Here is a 20373-nt window from a genome sequence, read left to right on the forward strand (position 1 = left end):
TGGCCACTGGTGGAACCAGAGGAGGCGGCCATGTTGCCACTCTGGTTGGTATGGAAGAGGCTGCCCAGCAACGATTGGGCTGCCGAGGTTTTGATAGCCAGGCCCAGGCCAGCCGCGGCCAGGCCACCGCCGGCGAGCAGAGCCACTACCTGACGCCGGCGCCGCTTGCGGCCACGCCGCGTGCTCACGGGGATCTGGGCAGGGATCGGCACCTCTTGCTGCAGCACGCCAGGGCGGGCGTTCTGCTTCGCGCGCTGCTCTCGTGGAGCAGGCAAGACGACCGGCGCGGGTTCGGCGCTGCCGCTGCCAGCCGCGGGGGGCACCCTGGCAGGAGCTGACGGTGCAGATGCCTGGGCCGGTGCGGCGCGCTTGAGGGCATAGTCTTCGGGTCGCCCGGACCACCAGGCAAAGCTATCGAGGTCGGCGCTGTTGCCACTGGGAACGGGCATGGGCGGAGCCGGGGGCATGGGAGGCACAGCCTGCGGCAGAGTACCGGGCAGCGAGACCATCTCGCGCCTGGCGCCGTTCGCTGGCGCCGCTCCAACGGCGGGCGCCTCCTTCACCAGAGGCAGGGGTTGGTCTTGCCAGGCTGCTCCTCCAGCCAGGGGGCCGGTGGTCGGTAGCTCTCCGCTGCGCTTGACGCTCGGCAGGCGCCCCGTGATGATGGGTGGTCGCAGCTGCCAGTGGCTGCCGGAGCTGGTTAGCTCATCTTCCTCAGCTAGCTGGGTCTGAAGCTGAGCGATGCTGGCAGCTACGGGGGCAGCGGCGGCAAAGCTGCGCTCTCGCCGCAAGGCGCGCGCGTAGGCCGTGACAAAGGCCCCCGCTGAGGAGAAGCGGCGCGCCGGGTCGCGCGCCAGAGCCTGCGAGAGAACTTCATCGATCTCTGGCGGCAGGGCAGGACAGAGATTGCGTAGAGCTGGCACCGGCTGCTTGACATGCTGAAGAGCGATCTCCAGCGAATCGTTGCCGGTGAAGGGTGGCTTACCACTGAGCAGCTCATATAAGATGATGCCCAGGGCATAGATATCGGCACGGGCATCAATCTGCTGCTGACCAAGCACGACCTCCGGGGCCAGATATTCAGGCGATCCGAGGAAGGTCCCGGCCAGATTGAGCAGATGGAGATAGGGATGCTCGACACGCCGCACGCCCCGCAGCTGCAAGAGATCGACGAGGCCGAAGCCCGCTACTGTCACATGGTGCTCGTCTCCCTGGAGCACGATGTTAGCCGGCTTCAAGGCCCGGTGCACAATGCCCCGTGCGTGGGCATAGTCCAGCCCCGCTGCCACCTGCTGGAGCACCTCCAGGGCATAGGAGGGGGCACAGCGCCCGTCGCGCTTGAGGACATGCGCCAGCGAGCCGTCGGTAACATAGGGCGAAATCAAGTATGGATAGCCAAGCTGCTCGCCAAAGTCGTAAATCGGTAGAATATGCGGGTGATCAAGTTCAAGCAGGGCCGTCGCTATCTGGGTAAAGCGCCTGATGAAACGGTTACGCGCCCGCACAGAGAAGTCCTCTGGGATGATGATGGCTGTGACGGCCACCGGCAGGCCGCTCACAGAGTGCCGGGCCAGATAGACGGCACTGACACGACCTTTGCTCAGCAGTTGCTCAACACGGTACCCTCCCACCATCTGCCCCACCAGCAGATCTTCTTGCTGCGTCTCGTACATAGCATCTCCGTTCTCCGAAACTGTACCCATCGCTCGCTGGACGGGTCAGAGACAGTGTCCGGTACCTGCCGAGCGAGGGGCTGACGCCCCGTCCGCAGCAGGGAGCAGGACAGGGGGCCGCTCGCTCCTCCCCACAGGCAGCTCTTCAAGGCGCACATCTCAGACGCTGCTCGCCCGCCTGGGCTGCGCCACGGATCTGGCCGCGAATCGGCTCGCGAATCAACTCAGCGTCCGCCCATAGCGGCGCATAGAGCCTGAGCGCTGTGCCTGCCTTGAGGGTGTATGTTCACAGCTCCGACGTAATGAGCTTACAAAGTATATCAGGGCGAGTCAATCTGTTGCTCTTAGTGTAGGACTTGTGGGTTATTCCCGCAGGATAATCATCACCAGCCCTTGCCGCGAAGCCCGGCAGGCCGCGAGGCACGGGCAGACGAGGGCGGTCAGACTGGCTCATCCAGGCACGTCTGGAGATCTGGCCTGAGCTGCACACCTCTGACTTACCAGCCGACCCGGCCCGATAGGGGATCAGCCTCTCCGTCAGTGCACAAAGAGACGAGCGGTCGGGGGGAGCAAACAGGAACCCGACCGCCCGTGGAGAGCGAAGTGAGAGAGTGCGAGTCGGGAGGCGGCGGGGGACCGCCTCCCGCACGGGGAAAAGGGGAGGTCGCTTCAGTCACAGAACTTGAACATAAGTTCTAGTTTCAGGATACCATAGAAGGCGCGAAAAGTCAAGAGGGGATTCGGCTTTTTGGTAGTTTTCTGGCTCAGTTCACTCGCCAGCGGGAGCGAGAGAGTCGCGTTGCGAGGTGCGGCCTGCAGAGATAGGGACTGGGCTGGGCCAGAGCAAACAGAGATGGTACAATGGGCAGAGAAGACGCCGCTCCCTCTGCCTCCGCCTCCAGGATGATGGTCTGGCAGGTGAGGCAATGCGGGTCACTGAGCATGTTTTCCTGTGGGAGCGTTGAATCTGGAGAGAAAGCGAAGTGCCTCGACTATGGCAGATGTACGACCTTTCCGTGGCATACGCTATGCGCCAACGGTGGTGAGCGATGTGGGGCAGGTACTCTGTCCTCCTTTTGATGTGATCTCGCCCGAGGCGCAGGAGCGCTATTATGCGCGCCATCCCTATAATATGATCCGTCTGGAGCTGGGGCGCGAACTTCCCGATGATACCGTCTTGAATAATCGCTATACGCGCGCGGCGCGGACCTTCGCCGAGTGGCGCAAGGAAGGCGTGCTCCGTCAGGATACGGTCCCCAGCTATTATCTGTATCAACAGCGTTTCAGCTATGGAGGCCAGAGTTATACGCGCACGGGCCTGGTGGCGCGCGTGCGGCTGGAGCCGTGGAGCGCGCGGGTCGTGTTGCCCCATGAGCTGACGCTGAGCAAGCCCAAGGATGACCGGCTGCAGCTGATGCGGGCCTGTGCCGCTAATTTCAGTCCGATCATGGCCTGGTATGAGGACCCCCAGGCCCGCCTGCGTCGCCTGCTCCAGCCCTATGCTGAGCGCGCAGAGGTCCAGGCCCGCGATGAGCTGGCCGACGAGCATCGCCTGCAGCCGATTACGGACCCGCAGCAGGTGGCGCTGATCCAGGACTTTTTCAGTCAGCGGCAGCTCTTCATTGCCGACGGGCACCATCGCTATGAGACGGCTCTGAGCTATCGCGAGGAGATTCGCGAGCTACATCACGGTCTGGACCCGGAAGATGGGGCGAATTTTGTGATGATGGTGCTGATCGATGTGGATGATCCCGGCTTGCTGGTGCTGCCCACACATCGTTTGCTCGCGGGCCTCTCCGCTGAGCAATTGCAGCGCTTGACGCCGGAGCACCTGGGGCGCTATTTCCAGGTTGAGCGCCTGGAAGGCGAGGCAGGTCGGGGCGCGGCGCTGATGGTGCGCCTGGCCGAGGCGGGCCAGACAGCCCCTTCCTTTGCGCTGCTGACGTCGGAAGGGAGCTGGCTGCTGCGGCTGACGGAGGCCGGGCAGGCACGGATAGCCGAGAGCGGGCGAGCGCCGGCCTGGAACGCGCTCGATGTGGCGATTGCCCATCAGCTGCTGCTGGAGGAGCTGCTTGGACTGAGTGCGGAGGATGTGCGGGCGGGACGCTATTTGCGCTATACGCATGAGACGGAGGAGGCCCTGGCCGCGCTGCCACGGGGCGAGGCCCAGGCGGTGCTGCTGCTCAATCCGACGCCCGTGCGCCAGATCTGTGAGGTGGCCCGGGCCGATGAGCGCATGCCCCAGAAGTCGACTTATCTGTATCCGAAGCTGGCCAGCGGCCTGGTGATCCACCCGCTCTGGTAGGCTTGCTGACCGACTGGGTGTTGCTCTAGCTAGCTGGCTGACTGGCTGGGGAGCCGCCCGGTCGGCTTTGTCACGTCTGTTTGACTGCTCTGGCTCTGGATCGGCCCGCTGATCGCTGATGGCCAGGATCGGATCGGAGGCCGACCCGGGCCGATGGTTGGTTGCGCACATGCGCGCAGGAGAGGAGCGACGAGAACCATGACAACGACGCTGATCGCTGCCGCACAGCTTGAGTCAAGTCCCTCGGCGGAGGAAAATCTGGCCAGGGCGCGCTCGGCCATCGCGCTGGCGGCCCAGCGAGGGGCGCGCCTGGTGATTCTGCCGGAGATCTTCATGGCCTATCTCTCGCATGAGGAGTTTACGGCCCCTCATGCCCGCAAGGTAGCGCAGTCGCTAGACGGTCCCTTTGTGAGGGGCCTGCGCGAGGCGGCGCGCGCTGCCCAGGTCTGGGTAGTGGCGGGGATGATCGAGACGGCCAGCGAGGCGGAGGAGAAGACCTATAATACGACGGTGGTGATCGATGAGCAGGGGCGGCTGCTGCGCGCCTATCATAAGACGCATATGTTCGATGCCTACGGCTACCGCGAGTCGGACGTTTTTGTGAGCGGCGACCAGCTCTTTGAGCCGCTGGCGACGCCGTTCGGGCGCATGGGGCTGTTTGTCTGCTACGAGTTGCGCTTTCCCGAGGTAGCGCGCTATCAGGCGGCGCGCGGGGTTGATTTCTTTGTGGTGCCGTCGGGTTGGGTGAACGGCCATTTGAAGGAGGTCCATTGGCGCCATCTGGTGGTGGCGCGAGCGATTGAGAACACGGCCTACATCTTTACCTGCGATCAGGCCGGGCATCAGTTCCTGGGCCGCTCGCTGCACGTTGATCCCCTGGGGGTGGTACTGGCAGAGGGCGGCGAGGGCGAGCAGCTGGTCTTTGGTGAGCTGGATCTGCAGCGCCTGGAGCAGGCGCGGGCTAAGGTGCCGTCGCTGCAACATCGGCGCCCGGATCTCTATCGCTAGCTAGCTCGCTCTGCTGTGGCTTGCCTTGCGCGTTCGTCTTGCTGACAGCAGGGCAGGGTTGGCCTGACTGGCGGGCCTGGCCAGCAGGCGCTCTCTTCAGGGCTTTTTTGGGTGCGGCCCGTGCCTCTGGCCCAGGCTCGGGCCTGGGCCAGGCAGGGTTCGTCTAGCGCGGCGGGAAGAGGTCGCCTGGCAGCGGCTGCAGTTCGTCTTTGTCGAGCGTCTCCAGCAGTATGCGGAAAGGTCCCTGGCGGATCGAGAGACTGAGGAGGGCGCGGACAAAGGGCTGCTCTTTGAGGGGAAGGCCCGAGGCCGGGTGCAGGGCCGCCGCAACGGCGTGGATGAGGGCCACTTCCTGCCTTCGTCCGGCGAAGGCGAAGAGCTGGCCCTGACGGCGCAGACGGGTCTCGTAGAGCAGGCGCCATTGGTCGTCGATCAGCTCCTCCAGGGCCTGCTCAACGACGGTCTCCAGGGCCTGGCGCTGGTCGGTGGCGGCCTGCTGCTGGTTTTGCTTGTGGCTGCGCCCTCGTCCGCGCGCATTGGCTGGGGGGACACGAGGGAACTCGATGGTGCCCCAGTAGCGGGCCATAAATGGCTGGATGCGCTCCAGTGGCTCGTACATCCAGGAGGAAAATTCGGGCATTTGAAATAGCTCACCGCCTTTTTGGACGAGGGGCAACAGCTCGGGTGAGAAGGGCTGCGGCTCCAGAGCGGTGGCCACGGGCTGGCCCTGGTGCTGCTGCATCTCGGCGGAGAGCAGGGGGCGCCAGATAGCGTAAGCGATGGGCAGCTTATGGCGCCCACGGCGGTTGAGGGCGGCGGCCTCGCTGATGAGGGCCAGGCAGTAGGCCGGCGGGACGACGAAGTTGGTGAAGCCCTGGTCGCTCATTTCGCGGACGAGGCGCTGCCAGCGCTCGATGGTCATTTCGTCCGTGCTATAACAATCTTTGATGCCCCACTGGTCTTGACAGAGCAGGTTGATCCCCTTGACGGTCTCTTCGGAGTGCTTCCAGGCGAGCATGATGATCTGGGAGCCGCTGCCATCGATGAAGCTGACGCGCGCTTCGTAGAGGGGGTAGGCGGGACGAGCGGCTTCGGCCAGGGCCTGGGCTTCGGTGCCGGGGGCGGCCTGCATGGTGAGGCGCCCAAGAGCGGCGCGGGCGTGCTGTTTGAGCAGGCGGTTCGAGCTGGTGGTAAGCAGGTGGTTGAGGGCGGGAATGGCCTGGGGCGCTGCCAGACTGCCAAGCTGTTCGAGGGCATCGATGGTGGCCATGACGACCCGCGTTGACTGGTTTTCGAGCAGGGGCAGGAGCAGATGGACGGCGCGCGGGTCATGGCTGCGTCCAAGCCAGTCGACGAAGCCGAGGCGCCGCTCTAGCGGCATGCTGAGGACGTCTTCCAGAACGGCTTCGACCCCTAGCTCGCTCTTGCCAACCAGCTCCAGGAGACGGCTCTGCATCTGGAGCATGGCGGCCTCGGGATCATTGAGGTATTCGACCAGCCCCTCCTCGGCCAGCTCGGAGTTGAGTTCTCTGAGGACGGGCGCCAGGGTGAGCTTGGCAATGTCGCTGACGGTGGGATCAGTCACAAAGTCTTCGAGTACTTCGCGGTCATCTTCGGTGGCCAGGTGCGAGAGGATATAGACCGCGGTGGAGTGGGCCGCCGGGTCGCGGCGGCGCAGCAGGTCCAGTACTTTGTCGCGCGCTCCCGCCGTCCATTCTTCGTCGAGCCGCTCCAGATAGGCATCCATCTGAAGGGGGTCGACGCTGTCGCGGTGACACATGGCGTCGAGGACTTCGTCAATGCTCGGCGATTCTTTTCGCTTCTTTGTTGGCATGCCTCTCCCTCTTTTCTCTGCGCTGTCCTCCACTACGGTCGAGGGGATGGGACGACGCTTCTCCTCTTCGCTCTTCGCTTGGTTCTCTCGGTCTGCTGAGGCTCTTCTGGCATCCGCCCGCAGGCGGGACCGCTGGCTGCGGCTAGGGGTGGTCCGGTCAGCGGCGCCGCGTTGCCTCTTTGCGATGGCCGGTCCTCGGTCGGGCTGCCTTGCTATCGTGTGGATTGTACCACGCCGCGGGGGCACAAGTCGATAGCCGGCCAGGCCCAGAGGGGCAGATGAGGACGGTTGAGTGTGTGCGAGGGTGGAATGAGAAAAGACTCCTTAGAGACAGGAGCACTAGAGATGGATGAGCCGCTTTCAGCTTTCAAAAACGGCTCTCGTCTCGATAGAGGCGGCGCGGGGGGATCAGGGCCGAGGCTGGTGGCTGGTCGAGTTCGTTGAGGGCCTCGCAGAGGAGGGCCAGGCTGATGAGAAAGTCGTCGTGGCCCTCGCTGGGGTTGACGTACATGTCGATACCGCTCTCGCCGAGCAGGCGATAGCGGGCCTGGCGGAGTTGCTGCCAGCATTCGCCAGCGATGGCCGCCGGGGCGCTGGCTGGGGTGTAGAGCTTGAGGCGCCCGCTGTTGATAGCGGCCAGGAACTGGTAGGTGAGACGCGATTTGCTGGGACGGGTGAAGGTGAAGGACAGGAGGCGCTCGTCGCCGAGACGGCTGCGCAGGAGGGCGGCCAGGCCGGCGCCGAGGCCGGTGGCGTCGATGATGAGGCGGCGCAGGCGCCAGCGCTCGGCCAGGGCCAGAACGGCGCTGTACTGCTCCAGGTAGGGACGGCCTGTCCACCATTGCTGATGGACGATGCGCAGGCCGGGCAGCCCCAGCTCGTTCGGGCTGAGGGCGGCAATGGTGAGGACGGTGCTGTCGCGGCGACGCCGTGAGGGCACGGCTGTGGACTGGCTGAGAAGGGCAAGCTGCTCTTCAGGCCGTTGTTCTTCGCCGCCGATGTCGATGGCAGCGACATAGTGCGCCTCTTCTTGTGGTTCTTCTTGCCAGGGATGGTCTCCCTGGAGGAGGCTGCGCTGCAGGGGGGTGAGCAGGTGGCCGGCACCGCTGATGGGCTGGAGCAGGTACTGGGTCTGGATAGCGGGATGGCTGGCCCCGAGGCGCTGGATCTCGCTTTCGACGAAGCGCCGGTAGGCGGGGTTGATGGCCGCCAGGGCCTGCCAGTCGTATTCAAAGTGGGTTCGCCGCCCCTGATGCTGCTCGCGCTCCAGGTTCAAGGCTCGCTGACGGGCCAGCAGGGTGTCGTCGCTCCAGGCGGTGCCGTAGAGGACGGTGGTGGCGTTGGTGGTGGCCGCCATCGGGCGAAAGTCGCGATCGAATTTGTCAGGGCTGACGTCCTGGGCTTCGTCGATCTCAAGCAGGAGGCTGGCGGTGGCGCCAACGACGTTGCTCTCGGGGGCGGCGGAGAGAAAGAGGATGCGCGGCCCACTGTGGCGCCGGACGAGCTGGGGATCAGCCTGGGGCGCCAGGCCAAGCAGGTGATCGCCGCTGCGCCAGAGACGCTCGGCCAGGGGCGAGGTCTGTAAGAGGGTGAGCAGGCGCAGGCGACTGGTGAGGAGCTGAGGTTTGAAGGTGGGAGCGGCTTTGACAATGGTGCCTTCGGGAACGGTGGCCAACAGGTAGGCTTCGAGGACGGCGGAGAGCTGGTTTTTGCCCATCTGGCGCGCGAGCATGACGCTGAAGATGTCGCCGCGCCCGCTGTGGATGGAGTCGAGAATGGCGGCGGCGATCTCGCGCTGGTAGGGATAGAGCGGACGCGCCAGGACAGTGCTGGCGAAGTGGTCGATGTCGCTCTCTGGAGACGGGACTGACTGAAACGGGAATAAATCAGGCATGGCTGGCGGAGATGCTTGGTCGGTCGGTCGGCTGGTCTGGCCAAGGCGACAGGCAAGCAGACAGGCAAGCAGATAGACAAGCGGGCCAGGTCGGCTCTCTTCTGCCGCTGTGCTTGCGGTACCCTTGCGTGGTGCCTCTCTCTGGCTAGGGGAAGACTGTCGCCGCGTTGAGGGAAGGGCGATCTCTCGGTGCGTGGCCAGAAGCAGAGCGCCTGGCCCGCTCTGCAAGAGTGGAGGAGCCTGGAAGGACCGGCCAGCCCAGCGAGCTGGCTCGTGTCCGCTGCTCGTGACCGGTCCTTATAAGAAGTATAGCATGGTGAAACGAGAGCTGACAAGAGCCTGCCCGGGGCCTCTCCCCGCGGTGAGCGAACAGGGCCGGCAATGCTGCGGCCAGGGGCGTAACATCGGGCCAGGTTCGTTTGAATAGAATTGTGTGGGCAGGGGCATGCACCCGGTGGTCCAGCCAGGGTCTCCTCCTGCGCAGGTTTTTAACAGGGAAGGATACTCAGAAGAGATGAAGCGTGAGCCAGCGCGGAGCAGGTTCTCACCTGGGTCGTTCGCTTCCTCAGCGGAGGAGACAGCCAGGGCCGAGCTGGAGCGAGCTTTGATCGAGCACAGCGAGACTCTGCTTCAGAACCTGCAATTCTATGTTGTGCGCCTGGGGGTGGCTCCCGAGAGGGAGGCCCATGCCATCGCGCTGGAGGTCTTACAGGAGGTGGCCGTTGAGGCGCTGGCCCATGCCGCGCGCTTCGAGCCGGGGCGCCAGCCATTGGCCTGGTTGCTGGGGATCGGGCTGAATGTGATCCGACGTCAGAGGGCTGAGCGGGCACGCCGGAGCCAGCGCGAGCTTTCTCCCGTCCGTCTGGCAAGTGCGCTATCCGGGGGAGAGTCCCCCAGCGAGCTGGAAGTCTTCGATCAACTGCAGGCGACGAGCAGCGGGCCAGAAGAGGAGGTTGAGGCCGAGCAGGGGATGGCGGCACTGCTGGCTCTGGTCGGCGAGGAGGATCGCGAGCTGTTGCGTCTGGCAGTGGTCGAGGGCTGCGAGCGTGAGCTGCTGGCGCGTCACCTGGGGATTAGCCCGGGGGCAGCGCGGGTACGGCTCCATCGAGCGCTCCAGCGTCTGCGGCGGGCCTTCCAGCAGCAGTCTGCCACCAACCCGGGTAGGCCCGGCTAGCAGCCTGGTCTTCAGATGCGCTCGGATCAGGGAGGAAGTGAGCAGAAAGGGGTTTGTCGATCTAGAGAGGTATTTGCTGAGCGATTATCAAGCAGTCAGACAGCGACTTAGGAACAGAGCAGAGAAGGGATCGATCAATGAAGTTACAAGAGCATGCACACGAGCACTCGCTGCCCGAGGGGGAGCGACGCGCGCGTTTCTTGCGGCGCTACCTGGAGGCTCTGGAGAGCGGCGATGAGCAGAGGCTGGCGCTGCTGCTGCAGGAGGCAGAGGCCGATGCCGGCCTGGAGGAGCTGCTGCTAGAGACCAATGCTGCTCTGGCGGCGGAGGACGGGCTGACGGTGACTGCCGCCGAGGGCGAGGAGGCGCGCCGCCAGCTTGAGCAGGCCGTGAAGCGCTCGCAGCCGGTGCCAGAGAAGGCGAGCCTGGCCAGCACGGAGTCGCTCCTGGGCGGGGCTGGCCCGCGGGTGCGCCCGGTGCAGGTGCCGCAAGGACGCCGCGTGCCGGTTCGCCAGGTGCTGCGCCGTTCGTGGATGGTGATCGCCGCGGCGGTGCTGTTGGTGGTCTTGTTCGTGGTCGGCAGTAGCACCGGGCTGGCGGCGACGTTTCTCTCGTTCTTTAGCGTGCAGCGCTTCCAGCCGGTGCCAGTCAGTCAGCAGACGATCCAGGCGACCCAGCTTCCGCTGTTGCGCGATCTGGGCGAGTTGCAGACCACGCCGACGTTGCTGCGACTGGAGCGCAATCTGACGCGCGCTCAGGCCGAGCAACTGGCCGGCTTCACGCTCAAGTTGCCGACGAATCTGCCGGCCTCCTTCAGCGGTCGGCAGCCAGCCTTTGATGTGCTGGAGGGCGGCCAGGCAACCTTTACGTTCCATGCGGCCAGCGCGCGCGCCTACCTGACGCGCATCGGCCACGCGAACCTGACCATTCCCTCTCAGTTGGACGGGGCGACCTTTGTCATCCATGTCCCGCGCATTGTCGAGACCCACTATGTGAGCAGCAGTGGCAAGGTGCTGGTGATCCTGCAGGCGCCATCGCCGACGATCGAGGCCACGGGTAAGGCTTCGCTGGAGGATCTGCGCGATTTCTTGCTTTCGCTGCCAGGGCTGCCCCCGTCGCTGGTGCAGCAGCTGCGCCAGATCGATCTGCGCAGCGGCACGGTGCCGATCCCCGTGCTGACCGGCATGTCTTCCCGGACGGTAACAGTCCAGGGCCAATCGGGCCTTTTGCTGACCAGTGACCAGCTTGAGTCGTCCAGTCAGGTGACGAATCTGCCGGTCGGGGAGGCCGTGCTCTGGCAGGCCCAGGGACGCGTCTATCTGCTGGGCGAGAGCGGTCATGATCAGAATGAGCTGTTGAGCGTGGCGAATAGCCTGCAGTAGGCAGACTCACCGGCCTGCTGGCTCTCTCGCTCAGGATTGAGCGCGCTTCGCCTCACGCGCTTCTCTCAGCGGTGCGCACCCAGTTCCGCATCAGGCGAGGCAACGGATCGGCAGAGGTCGTCAGGATAACTGGACTGATCCCCAGGCTTGACGGCTTCGGGCCGATCCGTTGCTGTCTGTCTGTCTTTCGGTCCGACTGGCCGATTGACACAGGCCGGCCTCCGTCGGCTTTGGGGCCGCGCAGCGGGGACGAACGGAACCGGCCTGGCTCTCTCAGGCCGGGCGGAATGACCGCGGCGCCAGGTTGCTCTTCTTGTTGATGCAGCCAGCAACGCCAGGAACGGGGCGGCTGATCGACCTGGCGTGGTCTGTCTGCGTGAGCGAATCTGATCCAATCTGATGAAGAGGAGCGAGGAGCGTTCATGTCTGGTGAGTCACAGGGGCAGGAGCACGAGCCGGCGATCGAGGTCGAGGGGCTGACGAAGCTCTACCACCGGTTGCTGGCAGTCGATCATATCAGCTTCGTGACCTATCGCGGCGAGGCTTTCGGTTTTTTGGGGCCGAATGGCGCGGGCAAGAGTACGGTGGTCAAGATTTTGACGGGCCTGGTTCAGCCTACTGAGGGAACGGTTCGTATCCTGGGGCGGCCTCTGGGCGATCGTGAGGTGCGGCGCCGCATCGGCTATTTGCCGGAGCTGCCAACCTTCCATCGCTGGCTGACGGCGGCGGAGTTTCTGAGCTTTCACGGCTCGCTCTATGGGCTGCGCGGCTCATTGCTGCGGGCGCGCATGGAGGAGGTGCTGGCCCTGGTTGGGCTGGCAGGCCGCGAGCGCCAGCGCCTGGGGACCTTTTCGAAGGGGATGCTGCAGCGCATTGGCCTGGCTCAGGCTCTGCTGAATCGCCCGGAGTTGCTGATTATCGATGAGCTGTCGACGGGCCTCGATCCGGTCGGTCAGCACGATCTGCGCAGTTTGTTGCTCGATCTGAAGCGGGCGGGGACCAGCATCTTTATTAATTCGCATCAGCTTCCCGATGTCGAGGCGCTCTGCGATCGGGTGGCTATCATTAACCTGGGGCGCATTCTGAAGGTCGGGGCCCCGGAGGAGCTGTTTGATGAGCCGCTGCTGGTGGAGCTGCGCGCGGAGCCGCTGAGTGAGGCCCTGCTGCAACGGCTGGCTCAGCTGGCGCTGGCGGTGGAGCGCGATCAGTATGATCCTGGCCGGGTGCTGCTGCGCCTGCAGCGCGAGGAGCAGGCCGCCGAGGTGGCGGAGGCGGTCCATGCCTGCGGGGCGCGCCTCTATCGTCTGGCTCCGCATCGGCGCTCGCTGGAACAGGTTTTTCTGCGGACGATCGAGCTGTCGCGCAGTCTGCAATAGGTCCGCTGAGGAGGTGCTGCTGAGCTATGGGCTGGTTGGTTATCGCTCGCTTTACGCTCAAGGAGATTGTGCGCCGCCGTATCTTTCTGGCGGTGGTCGTGCTGACGGTGCTGCTGCTGGGCCTCTTTACGCTCTTGCTCAATGCGTTGGTCGATAATCTCCGGCAGGCCCAGCCTGAGAATATGGATCTGCTGCTGCTGGGAATCGGGGCGCTGATGGCGGTGCTGGCGAGCTGGTCGGTCTATTTGCAGTCGAGTTTGATGACGCTCTTGCTGACGGCGGGCATGCTCTCGGCGGAGATCGAGGCGGGGACGCTGGCGGTGATTGTGCCGAAGCCCTTGCATCGCGTGGAGATCGTCTTTGGGAAGTGGCTGGCCTATGCTCTGGTACTGGGCGGCTATACGGCGGTGCTGGAGCTGGGTTTCCTGGGGGTGATCTACTGGAAGACGGGCTATTGGCCCGACGGGATGGCTCAGGCCCTTGGACTGCTGGAGCTGGGGATGCTCTGCTTGCTGGCTTTGCTGACAGTGGGCAGCGCCAGTCTGCCAACGTTGGCGAACGGAGCGATCGCAGCCTTGCTCTTTCTGGCGACGCCGATCGCCAGCTTCGCTCAGGTGGTGACGCAGATTACGGGCGAGAGTACAACGGTGGATCGCATTAAGACGCTCTTTGAGCTGCTAATGCCCTCCGATGCTCTCTGGCATGCGGCTTCTGCGGCACTGCTGCCGCCGGTGGCCCAGGATTTGATCGGTCTTCACCAGGTGCAGAATCTGCCAATCATTGGGGCCGAGGCGCTGACGCCGGCGATGGGGCTCTGGGTGGCGCTCTATATCGTGGTGTTGCCGCTGCTGGGGATGCTGCGCTTTGCCCATCGCGATCTCTAGCGCCGGCTGGTAGTGGTAGATCGACTGGTCGGCGCGAGGGCGCCAGTCGAGGCGCTGGGGTGAGTCAGGAGAGGATGGCAAGAGGGACGGAACGGCGCCCGGCGCTCCCGCTGCTGTCCTGTGCAGGTGGAGAGAGCACCGGCCCCTGTTCCGTCCCCGCTCGCTCTATGAAGAACGCCATGAAGTTGTTGCCTGCGTCCTATCAGGCAAGATCGCGCAAGAGATGGGCCTGGATCGGCTGACGTAGGGTGCGTAATGCCTTGACTTCAATTTGGCGGATGCGCTCGCGCGTCAGTTTGAAGTGCGCACTCAGCTCCTCCAGGGTGTGACAGTAGCCGTCGGCCAGGCCGTAGCGCATCTCGATGACTTGCCGCTCGCGCTGGTTCAGCAGTTCCAGGGCGCTGGCGATCTGGTCGCGCAAGGCCCGATGGGTGACGGCCTCCGCCGGGGCCGTGGCCCGTGTGTCTTCCAGGGTGTCGGCCAGGTGATAGGGTTCGTCGTCGGTCAGGGGGGCGTCCAGGGAAATGGGGTTCTCGGCCATGCCCTGCAGTTCGACGACGCGCTCTTTGCTGAGACGGGCCACCCGCGCGATCTCTTCAGCTTCGGGATCACGCCCCAGCTCCTGGTAGAGATGGCGCGTGATGCGCTTGATTTTGTAGATCATTTCGACGACGTGCACCGGGATGTGGATGGTGCGCGTGTGCTCGGCGACGGCGCGACTGATGGCCTGACGAATCCACCAGGTGGCATACGTACTGAAGCGAAAGCCCCGCGAGGGGTCGAATTTCTGGGCCGCGCGGATGAGTCCCAGGTTCCCTTCCTGGACCAGGTCAAGCAGAGAAATACCCTGGGTGTTGTAACGCTTGGCAATGCTGACGACCAGCCGCAGGTTGGATTCGACCAGCCGCTGCTGGGCTTCGATGTCTCCTTCGGCAACTCGCCGCGCCAGCTCCATTTCTTCTTCGGCGCTCAGCAGGGGATAGCGCCCAATCTCTCCCAGATATTTGCGAATGGCGTTGTCCAGGGTCTCGTCTTCTTCCTCTTCTTCTAGCTCGTCTTCGTCCCCCGCGACTAGCTCGTCGTCGTCTCGAAAGAGTTCGTCGTCGTCCTGGTAGAAGGCCAGGACGGCCTCATCGTGACATCCTTGCTTCGCTCGGCGCGTGCTCCTTGTGCTTCTCCGCGCATTGGTTGCCATTGTTTGTTTCCTGACTCCTTTACCTCTCATAACCACTTCCCACGTGTTGGTTGCCGGGGCAAAACCCGAAATTTTTTCGGTCTCTTTCCCCCCATCCTTCTCTATTGCAAGAAATGTGCCAATATCCAAGTACGCACGGATATGACGATTCTTTCATGCTTTTGTGCTCAAAATAATGCCGGCTTGCCGTAAATTTTTTCAGGGTGGTGCGGATTTTTCCCCACCCGGCCCGGCCTGGCGATCCGGGATTGCTCGAAAAAAGTGCTTGCTTCGGTTCTTTGTCGATAGAGTTGGTTGTTGCCTGGTTCGTGTGTGGCGGCCCGGCTGCTCTGGTCTGGCAGCACCGGGCCTGACGGGGCCGCTGGTGATGGCTTCTGCCCCCCGCTGTGGGGTTGGGGCTGAGAAAGTGGATGATTCGACGATGCATGTCTTCAGACATCGCTCCGGCGCGGGACGTTCCGCTCTCTGCCCGCGCTGCTCGCGCCCGCTCTCTGCTGGCAGCCGGCGCTGTCCGTTCTGTGGCTCGCGGCTCTCTTCTGGCTGGGGAATTTCGCGCAGCCGGGGAGCAACTCGCGCGGCCTCGTCTCCACCAGGTCATGCGGGGGGCCGTCTGCGCTCCGGCTCTCGTTCCCGTCCCGCTGCCGCTTCTCGCTCCCGACCTCAGCGGCCCCCGCCGGCGGGGAGCGGCAACGGTGGCCCGCCGCTGGCCACAGGCGCTGGCAGGGGGGCGGGCGGCCAGGATCAGGAGACCGAGCGGCGCCAGAGGCTGGCCGAGCTGCCGACGCGCCCTCTGCTGGCCCAGGGAAGAGGACCGCGCCCGGGGCCGATCCTGCGTACGGGGTCTACGACGGGAGCTTCTCCAGGAGCGGGTATCGGCCCCAGTCCAGGCTTGCCGCCTGGAGCGGCCACAGGATCTCTCTCAGGGCGCAGCAGGGGAGTGGACGCGACACCTGCCGCCGCTGGAGAGGAGATTTCTGAGGGGACGGCTCTGGCGCGGCGGCGCGCGGCGCGGGTGGCGGCCCGTCGGGCGGCGCTGGCGACGGTGACGACGCTGCCGCTGCGGCGCTTGATGACGGCGCGGCGCTCAGGGCCAATGTCGGCGGAGCAGACGGGGCGCGGGCTGACTCCTCCTTCGCTGCCGGGGATGACTCGACGGGGGGCGACGGGCGAGCTGCTGCTGTGGCTTGGGGGAACGCTCGTGCTGCTGGCGCTGACGACGGTGCTGGCCTGGGCCGTGCTGCTGCGGTCGAGTGCGCCGCTGTCGCTGGCCTGGCAGGGGAGGATGGCGACGGTGACAGCCAGCGGCGAGGCGTCGCTGAGACCGACGCCGGGCCTGCGCCTGGTGCGCCTGGATACAGGGCCGCTCACTGTGGGCATGAGGCTGCGCCTGGCCGGCAGCGGTTTTAGTGCCTTTGCGCCGGTGCGCTTCTGGCTCGATGGGCGTCTGGCTTTTGTCGATGAGCGCGGCTGGCCCGTGCTGGTGGAGGCCGATGGGGCCGGTCGCTTTACGGTGAGCCTGCGCTTGCTGCCACAATGGCCCCCAGGCCATCATACGCTGCTGGCGCGCGATCTGCAGACGGGCCAGGCGGCGACGCTGGCGCTGCTGCTGGGGCCGGCTGCACAGCCCAGCGTGACGCCTTCGCCCTCGGCTGGCTCCGGCTGCCGACTGGTGAGAGGCCCGGTCACCGGGGATTGCCCGGCTCAGCGCCTGGTCTGAGCGACGTGATATAATCCAGTGATCGCTTGCCCTGCTCTGCCTTACGCTGGCCGGCTGGCCACGGCAGGAGGCAGCGGGCACGACGGCGATTGATCTCTTGTTGGCTTGCTTGTTTGAGAGAGGATGTGTGACGATGGCTCAGACGATGACGCCCTATGAGCGGGTGCGCGCGGCCCTGGCCGGGGAGGCGGTGGACCGTGTGCCGTTTGTGTTCTGGCATCATTTCCGACCCGAGGGGTCGGGCGAGCGCCTGGCTCAGTTGACGCTGGAGTTCTTTGTAGAGAAATTCGCTCTCGATATCATCAAGGTGATGCCGGATCTGCCCTATCCGCTGCCGACCGATGGCTCGGCGCGCCTGGAGGAGCTGGCCGGGCATCCGCACCTGGATCTGACGACGCCCAGTTTCCGCGAGCAACTGGTCTGTATTCGGGCGATCCGCCAGCGGGTGGGGCCAGAGTATCCGCTGATTGTGACGCTCTTCAGTCCGTTGACGTATGTGCTGCGGGCGATCGGGAAGCGCCAGGGGGTGGAGGCGATCCGGGCGAATCCAGAGGCGGCGCGCCGGGCGATGGAGACGATCGCCGCCAATCTGCGCCTGTTGATGAGCGAGGCGATCAAGGCGGGGGCCAGCGGGATTTTCTTTTCGTGTATGGGGGCGACGACGGCGGATTTTACGCGCGAGGAGTACCGCACGCTGGGCCGGCCCTACGATCTGGCAGCGCTAGAGGGGGCGCAGGCCGGCTGGCTGAACATAGTGCATGTGCATGCCGATCCTGATCAGTCCGAGGATGAGGTCTATTTCGAGAGCTTTACGGATTATCCGGTGCAGGTGATTAGCTGGAGCGATCGGCTGACAGGGCCGAGTTTGAGCGAGGCACTGCAGTTGACGAGCAAGGCGCTGATGGGCGGGCTGCACGAGCGGGGACCGCTGACGCGCGGCAGCGAGGAGGAGCTGAAGAATGAGATGTTGTCGGCGATCTCTCAGACGAATGCACGGCGCTTGATTCTGGCTAATGGCTGCTCGGTGCCGGACGATACGCCGGAGGAGTGGCTGCATCTGGCGCGTCGCCTGTTGGAGACGTCGGGGCTGGCGCGCTCGTAGTGAGGATTGCCCAGAGGCGGGGCTGAGCGCGGCTCTTGAGATCGCTGCCGCCAGGGATCGGGCAGGCCGGCGCGAGGGGGTCAGACGCTCTGCCCCAGCTCGCGCTTGCGTTGCTCTTCAGAGACATCTTCGATCAGCTCGGTCACCGGGACCTCCAGAGCTTTGGCCAGGCGGTCAAGGGTATCGGTCCTGATAACATGGTAGGGATTGCGAAAGAGGGCCGTGATGATGTGATAGCTGATCTCGGAGCGCTGCGATAGCTTGTTCATTGACATACCCTTCGCTTCAGCCACTTCCCTCACGCGCAGGCGTAACATGTCTCTTCTATCTCCTTGGTAATCAACTTCTCTGCCATGAGGCCGCTCCTCAGTATCTGCGGAGTCAGCACAGTTTCACTTATCCTTTAAAAGGGTTCGAGCACTTCCAACCCAATGCAGCCAGCTTTTCCACTCCTGATCGCCACCTCTCTTCTCTCACTCTCACTCAGACTATAAGAAGTGTGCTATGCCTGTGTCTGATAGGTGGGTTAATCGCCTCCCTCTGTCCGGCGCCGTCGCATCTCACGCTGCCACTGCTCGTCAGGGACATCCTCAATCAGCTCAGTCACCGGTACACCCAGAGCCTTGGCCAAGCGCTGCAAGATGTCTGTAGTGGTTACAAAGTAGGGGTCATAGACAAGGGCACTAACGATGTGATAACTGATCCCCGAGCGCTGAGATAGCTTTTTAATTGATAACCCCTGCTGTTTGGCGACCTCCTTTACGCGCAGGCGTAGCATAGAGGCCCCACCTTTTTTTAGTACTATAACAAAGGTTTAGAAAGTAGGGTATTCCCACGATAGTTTATGATTTTTCTCTTATAATAGATAGGTTATAAATAATGCATCGAAAGTTGAATCCTTGAGCTAGTGGCCTTGGACAAGCGAGGCTGACAGAAGCTCACTAAGGTGGCAGAGAGAAGAAAGCGTAACTAGTATCCAGGGTACTATAAGGGGGTGGCTCTCCTGTTTTGTTCTAAAGTAAGCATCATAATAGAAATATTTGGAGGCTACTTGACCAACGTAAGTGTTCTATGTTAAGATTTAGGCTGTGAGTAGCCGGATGCATCTGGAGGGGGCAGCTAAATAGAGGTTGTTGGAAGGAGGGAAAGCAAGCGAGCGTGAAGCGGGTAAAGGGCGACAGGATTGTGGTGAACACGATGCAGGAAGGAGGAAGCAAGTACGATGGCCGAGAGTGAAGTAGCGCGTCTGCGGAGGCAGATTGAGGAGGAGTATGCGGCGGCCTTGTGGGGGTTGACGGGGCTGGCCTGCTGGGCGCGGCACGACTTCATCAACGCGCGTATGGGGAGGCTGGCCGAGTTAGAGGAGGCGCTCAGCGAATACATCGGGTTAGAGGAAGCGCAAGAGGAGATGGCTGAGGTCTACCAGCGTCAGAAGCAGCAGATCCTGGCGAAGAGAGAAGAGAGGACGGCAAGACATGGCCGAAAGTGAAGTCGCGCGCTTGCTGAAGCAGATCGAGACGGCTTACGAGGCGGCCTTACGTGGATTGAGCGGGTTAGCCTGTTATGCGCGTCATGACTTTATCAACGCGCGCATGCAGCGCATTGGCGAGCTGGGGCACGAGCTGAGTTTATACATAGGGCCAGAGCAGGCGATGACGGCGGTACTAGAGATTCACGATCGCTGTGTGAGGAGGTATCTGTGTCATGACGGCGGTGGCAGTGAGAGCGACGAGCCAGGCGACGGCCTCGACTGAGCGGCGAGCCTTCTGGACAGTGGCCCAGTTGCGGCGTCGGTGTGGCGGTCTGACGGCGCCCGAGCTGGCGCGGCGGGCGGGGGTGCCGCTGCGCGCGGTCTACCTGATGGAGATCGGGGGAGCGGTCAGCCGTGAGGAGGCGCGGCGTGTCTTGGGGGTTTTGAGCCAGCTAGTGGCCTGCGCGGAACTGGGGGAGATCAAGGAGGTTGGGGGGTTTATCGAGCGTGAGGAGCTGCAGCAACGGGCCTGGCGTGTTCTGACGGAAAGTGATTTTCGCCTCTTTGTCTACGGGAACGCGGTCCCCTTCCCGACGCAGGAGCGCGCGGCTGAGGATGGCGCAAGTGGAGGGACTGGCAACGGCGCGAGCCGCGGCGGCGACCGGGCGGCGGCTGGGGCATGGATTGATAGAGGGACACGTATGGAGCCGGGCCAGGAGCGGCAAGGAGAGGGTACGGCGGGGAATGAGAACGGTGAGGATGCGGCTGGCGGAGCCTGTGGAGTCGGGAGAGTCGGAGAGAGAGGCGCCGATAGCGGCATCGGTACAGGCGGCGAGAGCGCGACGGCGGGGGGTGGTGGCGGCAGAGGCGGGCGGATGAGGGAGCAAGGGCAACTGGTGCGTTGGGCCAGGAGCCAGCGTTTGAGCAAGATTCCATCTCCCTAATCTAGTGTAACTGCGCTTCCTCTGTCCGAGTTTCCGTTGTTGCCTTGCTTCTCGGGGGAGTCGGTGCGTGTAGCTGGCGGCAAGCCGGGCACGGGCCGGCTCCCCTTTTTTTGGGAGGATGATGGTGTGAGTGAGAGAGTGAGGTAGGTGGGTATCCGCCAAAGTGGAGGAAAGGGCCGTTTTGTAGGAATGTAGTGTATTGTCGCCGGGCTAGTCGGGGGGCGATGCCCGGGGCAATACGCTATTCTTTTTATATTGTGCCTCTTTTTGCTTTATTTTTCAGTGTTTTGTTTCCGTATCCTCTTGTTTCAGTATCCTCGTGCGGATCGTCCCCTCTGCAACGTTCATGCTTGGCGTGGTCACCCCCGTTAACGCTATCTTTCAGTATCCTCGTGCGGATCGTCCCCTCTGCAA

At 63.7% G+C, this 20373-nt stretch carries 17 protein-coding genes; 11 read left to right on the forward strand and 6 right to left on the reverse strand.

Annotated elements, in window-relative coordinates; all coding sequences use genetic code 11:
• A partial coding sequence (locus IRZ31_RS11000) for a serine/threonine-protein kinase (protein WP_297153362.1) occupies positions 1-1673 on the reverse strand: 1673 nt, incomplete at its 3' end.
• Positions 1674-2667: 994 nt separating this feature from the next.
• On the opposite strand from IRZ31_RS11000, the gene IRZ31_RS11005 reads away from it, so the two are divergent.
• Together IRZ31_RS11005 and IRZ31_RS11010 are read left to right on the forward strand one after the other, a co-directional pair.
• Complete coding sequence (locus tag IRZ31_RS11005) at positions 2668-3978, forward strand: DUF1015 domain-containing protein (RefSeq protein WP_297153365.1); 1311 nt, start codon at positions 2668-2670, stop codon at positions 3976-3978.
• A 198-nt stretch (positions 3979-4176) separates the two neighbouring features.
• Positions 4177-4986, forward strand: a complete 810-nt coding sequence (locus IRZ31_RS11010) for a carbon-nitrogen hydrolase family protein (protein WP_112427978.1) — start codon at positions 4177-4179, stop codon at positions 4984-4986.
• 163 nt (positions 4987-5149) lie between these two features.
• On the opposite strand, the gene IRZ31_RS11015 is transcribed toward IRZ31_RS11010, so the two are convergent.
• Both IRZ31_RS11015 and IRZ31_RS11020 read right to left on the reverse strand, forming a co-directional pair.
• Positions 5150-6820, reverse strand: a complete 1671-nt coding sequence (locus IRZ31_RS11015) for a HEAT repeat domain-containing protein (RefSeq protein ID WP_297153377.1) — start codon at positions 6818-6820, stop codon at positions 5150-5152.
• A gap of 367 nt (positions 6821-7187) precedes the next feature.
• A complete protein-coding gene (locus IRZ31_RS11020; RefSeq protein WP_297153380.1) occupies positions 7188-8714 on the reverse strand; it encodes a hypothetical protein in 1527 nt (508 codons plus the stop codon).
• A gap of 514 nt (positions 8715-9228) precedes the next feature.
• On the opposite strand from IRZ31_RS11020, the gene IRZ31_RS11025 reads away from it, so the two are divergent.
• From IRZ31_RS11025 to IRZ31_RS11040, 4 genes are all read left to right on the forward strand, one after another.
• Positions 9229-9888: a sigma-70 family RNA polymerase sigma factor gene (locus tag IRZ31_RS11025; RefSeq protein ID WP_297153383.1), complete on the forward strand. Its 660-nt coding sequence runs from the start codon at positions 9229-9231 to the stop codon at positions 9886-9888.
• 137 nt (positions 9889-10025) lie between these two features.
• Positions 10026-11270 (forward strand): hypothetical protein, encoded by a 1245-nt coding sequence (locus tag IRZ31_RS11030; RefSeq protein WP_297153385.1) that lies wholly within the window; start codon positions 10026-10028, stop codon positions 11268-11270.
• Between the two features lie 422 nt (positions 11271-11692).
• Positions 11693-12646 carry an ABC transporter ATP-binding protein gene (locus IRZ31_RS11035; RefSeq protein WP_297153388.1) on the forward strand — a complete coding sequence of 318 codons (954 nt, stop codon included), beginning with the start codon at positions 11693-11695 and terminating at the stop codon, positions 12644-12646.
• A gap of 26 nt (positions 12647-12672) precedes the next feature.
• Positions 12673-13530 (forward strand): ABC transporter permease subunit, encoded by an 858-nt coding sequence (locus IRZ31_RS11040; protein WP_112427987.1) that lies wholly within the window; start codon positions 12673-12675, stop codon positions 13528-13530.
• Positions 13531-13732: 202 nt separating this feature from the next.
• Here IRZ31_RS11040 and IRZ31_RS11045 read toward each other — a convergent pair whose 3' ends face one another.
• Positions 13733-14725 carry a sigma-70 family RNA polymerase sigma factor gene (locus IRZ31_RS11045; RefSeq protein ID WP_189361469.1) on the reverse strand — a complete coding sequence of 331 codons (993 nt, stop codon included), beginning with the start codon at positions 14723-14725 and terminating at the stop codon, positions 13733-13735.
• A 421-nt stretch (positions 14726-15146) separates the two neighbouring features.
• Here IRZ31_RS11045 and IRZ31_RS11050 point away from each other — a divergent pair, with 421 nt between their 5' ends.
• Positions 15147-16442 (forward strand): hypothetical protein, encoded by a 1296-nt coding sequence (locus tag IRZ31_RS11050; protein WP_297153392.1) that lies wholly within the window; start codon positions 15147-15149, stop codon positions 16440-16442.
• 133 nt (positions 16443-16575) lie between these two features.
• The gene (locus IRZ31_RS11055; RefSeq protein WP_112427993.1) at positions 16576-17544 is read left to right on the forward strand and encodes a uroporphyrinogen decarboxylase family protein; all 969 of its coding nucleotides are present in this window, start codon (positions 16576-16578) and stop codon (positions 17542-17544) included.
• An 80-nt stretch (positions 17545-17624) separates the two neighbouring features.
• Here IRZ31_RS11055 and IRZ31_RS11060 read toward each other — a convergent pair whose 3' ends face one another.
• Together IRZ31_RS11060 and IRZ31_RS11065 are read right to left on the reverse strand one after the other, a co-directional pair.
• A complete protein-coding gene (locus IRZ31_RS11060) occupies positions 17625-17861 on the reverse strand; it encodes a helix-turn-helix transcriptional regulator (protein ID WP_297153398.1) in 237 nt (78 codons plus the stop codon).
• Between the two features lie 209 nt (positions 17862-18070).
• Positions 18071-18322 (reverse strand): helix-turn-helix transcriptional regulator, encoded by a 252-nt coding sequence (locus IRZ31_RS11065; protein ID WP_297153401.1) that lies wholly within the window; start codon positions 18320-18322, stop codon positions 18071-18073.
• 444 nt (positions 18323-18766) lie between these two features.
• Between IRZ31_RS11065 and IRZ31_RS11070 the strand changes: the two genes are divergently transcribed.
• Genes IRZ31_RS11070 through IRZ31_RS11080 form a run of 3 tightly spaced genes read left to right on the forward strand, consistent with a single transcriptional unit; the run spans position 18767 to position 19959 of the window.
• A complete protein-coding gene (locus IRZ31_RS11070) occupies positions 18767-19033 on the forward strand; it encodes a hypothetical protein (RefSeq protein WP_297153403.1) in 267 nt (88 codons plus the stop codon).
• Positions 19020-19298 (forward strand): hypothetical protein, encoded by a 279-nt coding sequence (locus IRZ31_RS11075; RefSeq protein WP_297153406.1) that lies wholly within the window; start codon positions 19020-19022, stop codon positions 19296-19298. The genes IRZ31_RS11070 and IRZ31_RS11075 overlap by 14 nt, the downstream gene beginning before the upstream one ends.
• The gene (locus IRZ31_RS11080) at positions 19249-19959 is read left to right on the forward strand and encodes a hypothetical protein (protein WP_297153409.1); all 711 of its coding nucleotides are present in this window, start codon (positions 19249-19251) and stop codon (positions 19957-19959) included. The genes IRZ31_RS11075 and IRZ31_RS11080 overlap by 50 nt, the downstream gene beginning before the upstream one ends.
• Positions 19960-20373 lie beyond the last annotated feature (414 nt).

It is taken from the genome of Thermogemmatispora sp. (assembly GCF_019683635.1).
Taxonomy (GTDB): domain Bacteria; phylum Chloroflexota; class Ktedonobacteria; order Ktedonobacterales; family Ktedonobacteraceae; genus Thermogemmatispora.

Excerpts from the sequence above, each read along its gene's own strand:
- IRZ31_RS11040 (WP_112427987.1), top strand. The coding sequence starts at position 12,673 with ATGGGCTGGTTGGTTATCGCTCGCTTTACGCTCAAGGAGATTGTGCGC.
- IRZ31_RS11080 (WP_297153409.1), top strand. The coding sequence starts at position 19,249 with ATGACGGCGGTGGCAGTGAGAGCGACGAGCCAGGCGACGGCCTCGACT.
- IRZ31_RS11075 (WP_297153406.1), top strand. The coding sequence starts at position 19,020 with ATGGCCGAAAGTGAAGTCGCGCGCTTGCTGAAGCAGATCGAGACGGCT.
- IRZ31_RS11050 (WP_297153392.1), top strand. The coding sequence starts at position 15,147 with ATGCATGTCTTCAGACATCGCTCCGGCGCGGGACGTTCCGCTCTCTGC.
- IRZ31_RS11065 (WP_297153401.1), bottom strand. The coding sequence starts at position 18,322 with ATGCTACGCCTGCGCGTAAAGGAGGTCGCCAAACAGCAGGGGTTATCA.
- IRZ31_RS11020 (WP_297153380.1), bottom strand. The coding sequence starts at position 8,714 with ATGCCTGATTTATTCCCGTTTCAGTCAGTCCCGTCTCCAGAGAGCGAC.
- IRZ31_RS11015 (WP_297153377.1), bottom strand. The coding sequence starts at position 6,820 with ATGCCAACAAAGAAGCGAAAAGAATCGCCGAGCATTGACGAAGTCCTC.
- IRZ31_RS11070 (WP_297153403.1), top strand. The coding sequence starts at position 18,767 with ATGGCCGAGAGTGAAGTAGCGCGTCTGCGGAGGCAGATTGAGGAGGAG.
- IRZ31_RS11055 (WP_112427993.1), top strand. The coding sequence starts at position 16,576 with ATGGCTCAGACGATGACGCCCTATGAGCGGGTGCGCGCGGCCCTGGCC.
- IRZ31_RS11030 (WP_297153385.1), top strand. The coding sequence starts at position 10,026 with ATGAAGTTACAAGAGCATGCACACGAGCACTCGCTGCCCGAGGGGGAG.
- IRZ31_RS11035 (WP_297153388.1), top strand. The coding sequence starts at position 11,693 with ATGTCTGGTGAGTCACAGGGGCAGGAGCACGAGCCGGCGATCGAGGTC.
- IRZ31_RS11060 (WP_297153398.1), bottom strand. The coding sequence starts at position 17,861 with ATGTTACGCCTGCGCGTGAGGGAAGTGGCTGAAGCGAAGGGTATGTCA.
- IRZ31_RS11025 (WP_297153383.1), top strand. The coding sequence starts at position 9,229 with ATGAAGCGTGAGCCAGCGCGGAGCAGGTTCTCACCTGGGTCGTTCGCT.
- IRZ31_RS11010 (WP_112427978.1), top strand. The coding sequence starts at position 4,177 with ATGACAACGACGCTGATCGCTGCCGCACAGCTTGAGTCAAGTCCCTCG.
- IRZ31_RS11045 (WP_189361469.1), bottom strand. The coding sequence starts at position 14,725 with ATGGCAACCAATGCGCGGAGAAGCACAAGGAGCACGCGCCGAGCGAAG.
- IRZ31_RS11005 (WP_297153365.1), top strand. The coding sequence starts at position 2,668 with ATGGCAGATGTACGACCTTTCCGTGGCATACGCTATGCGCCAACGGTG.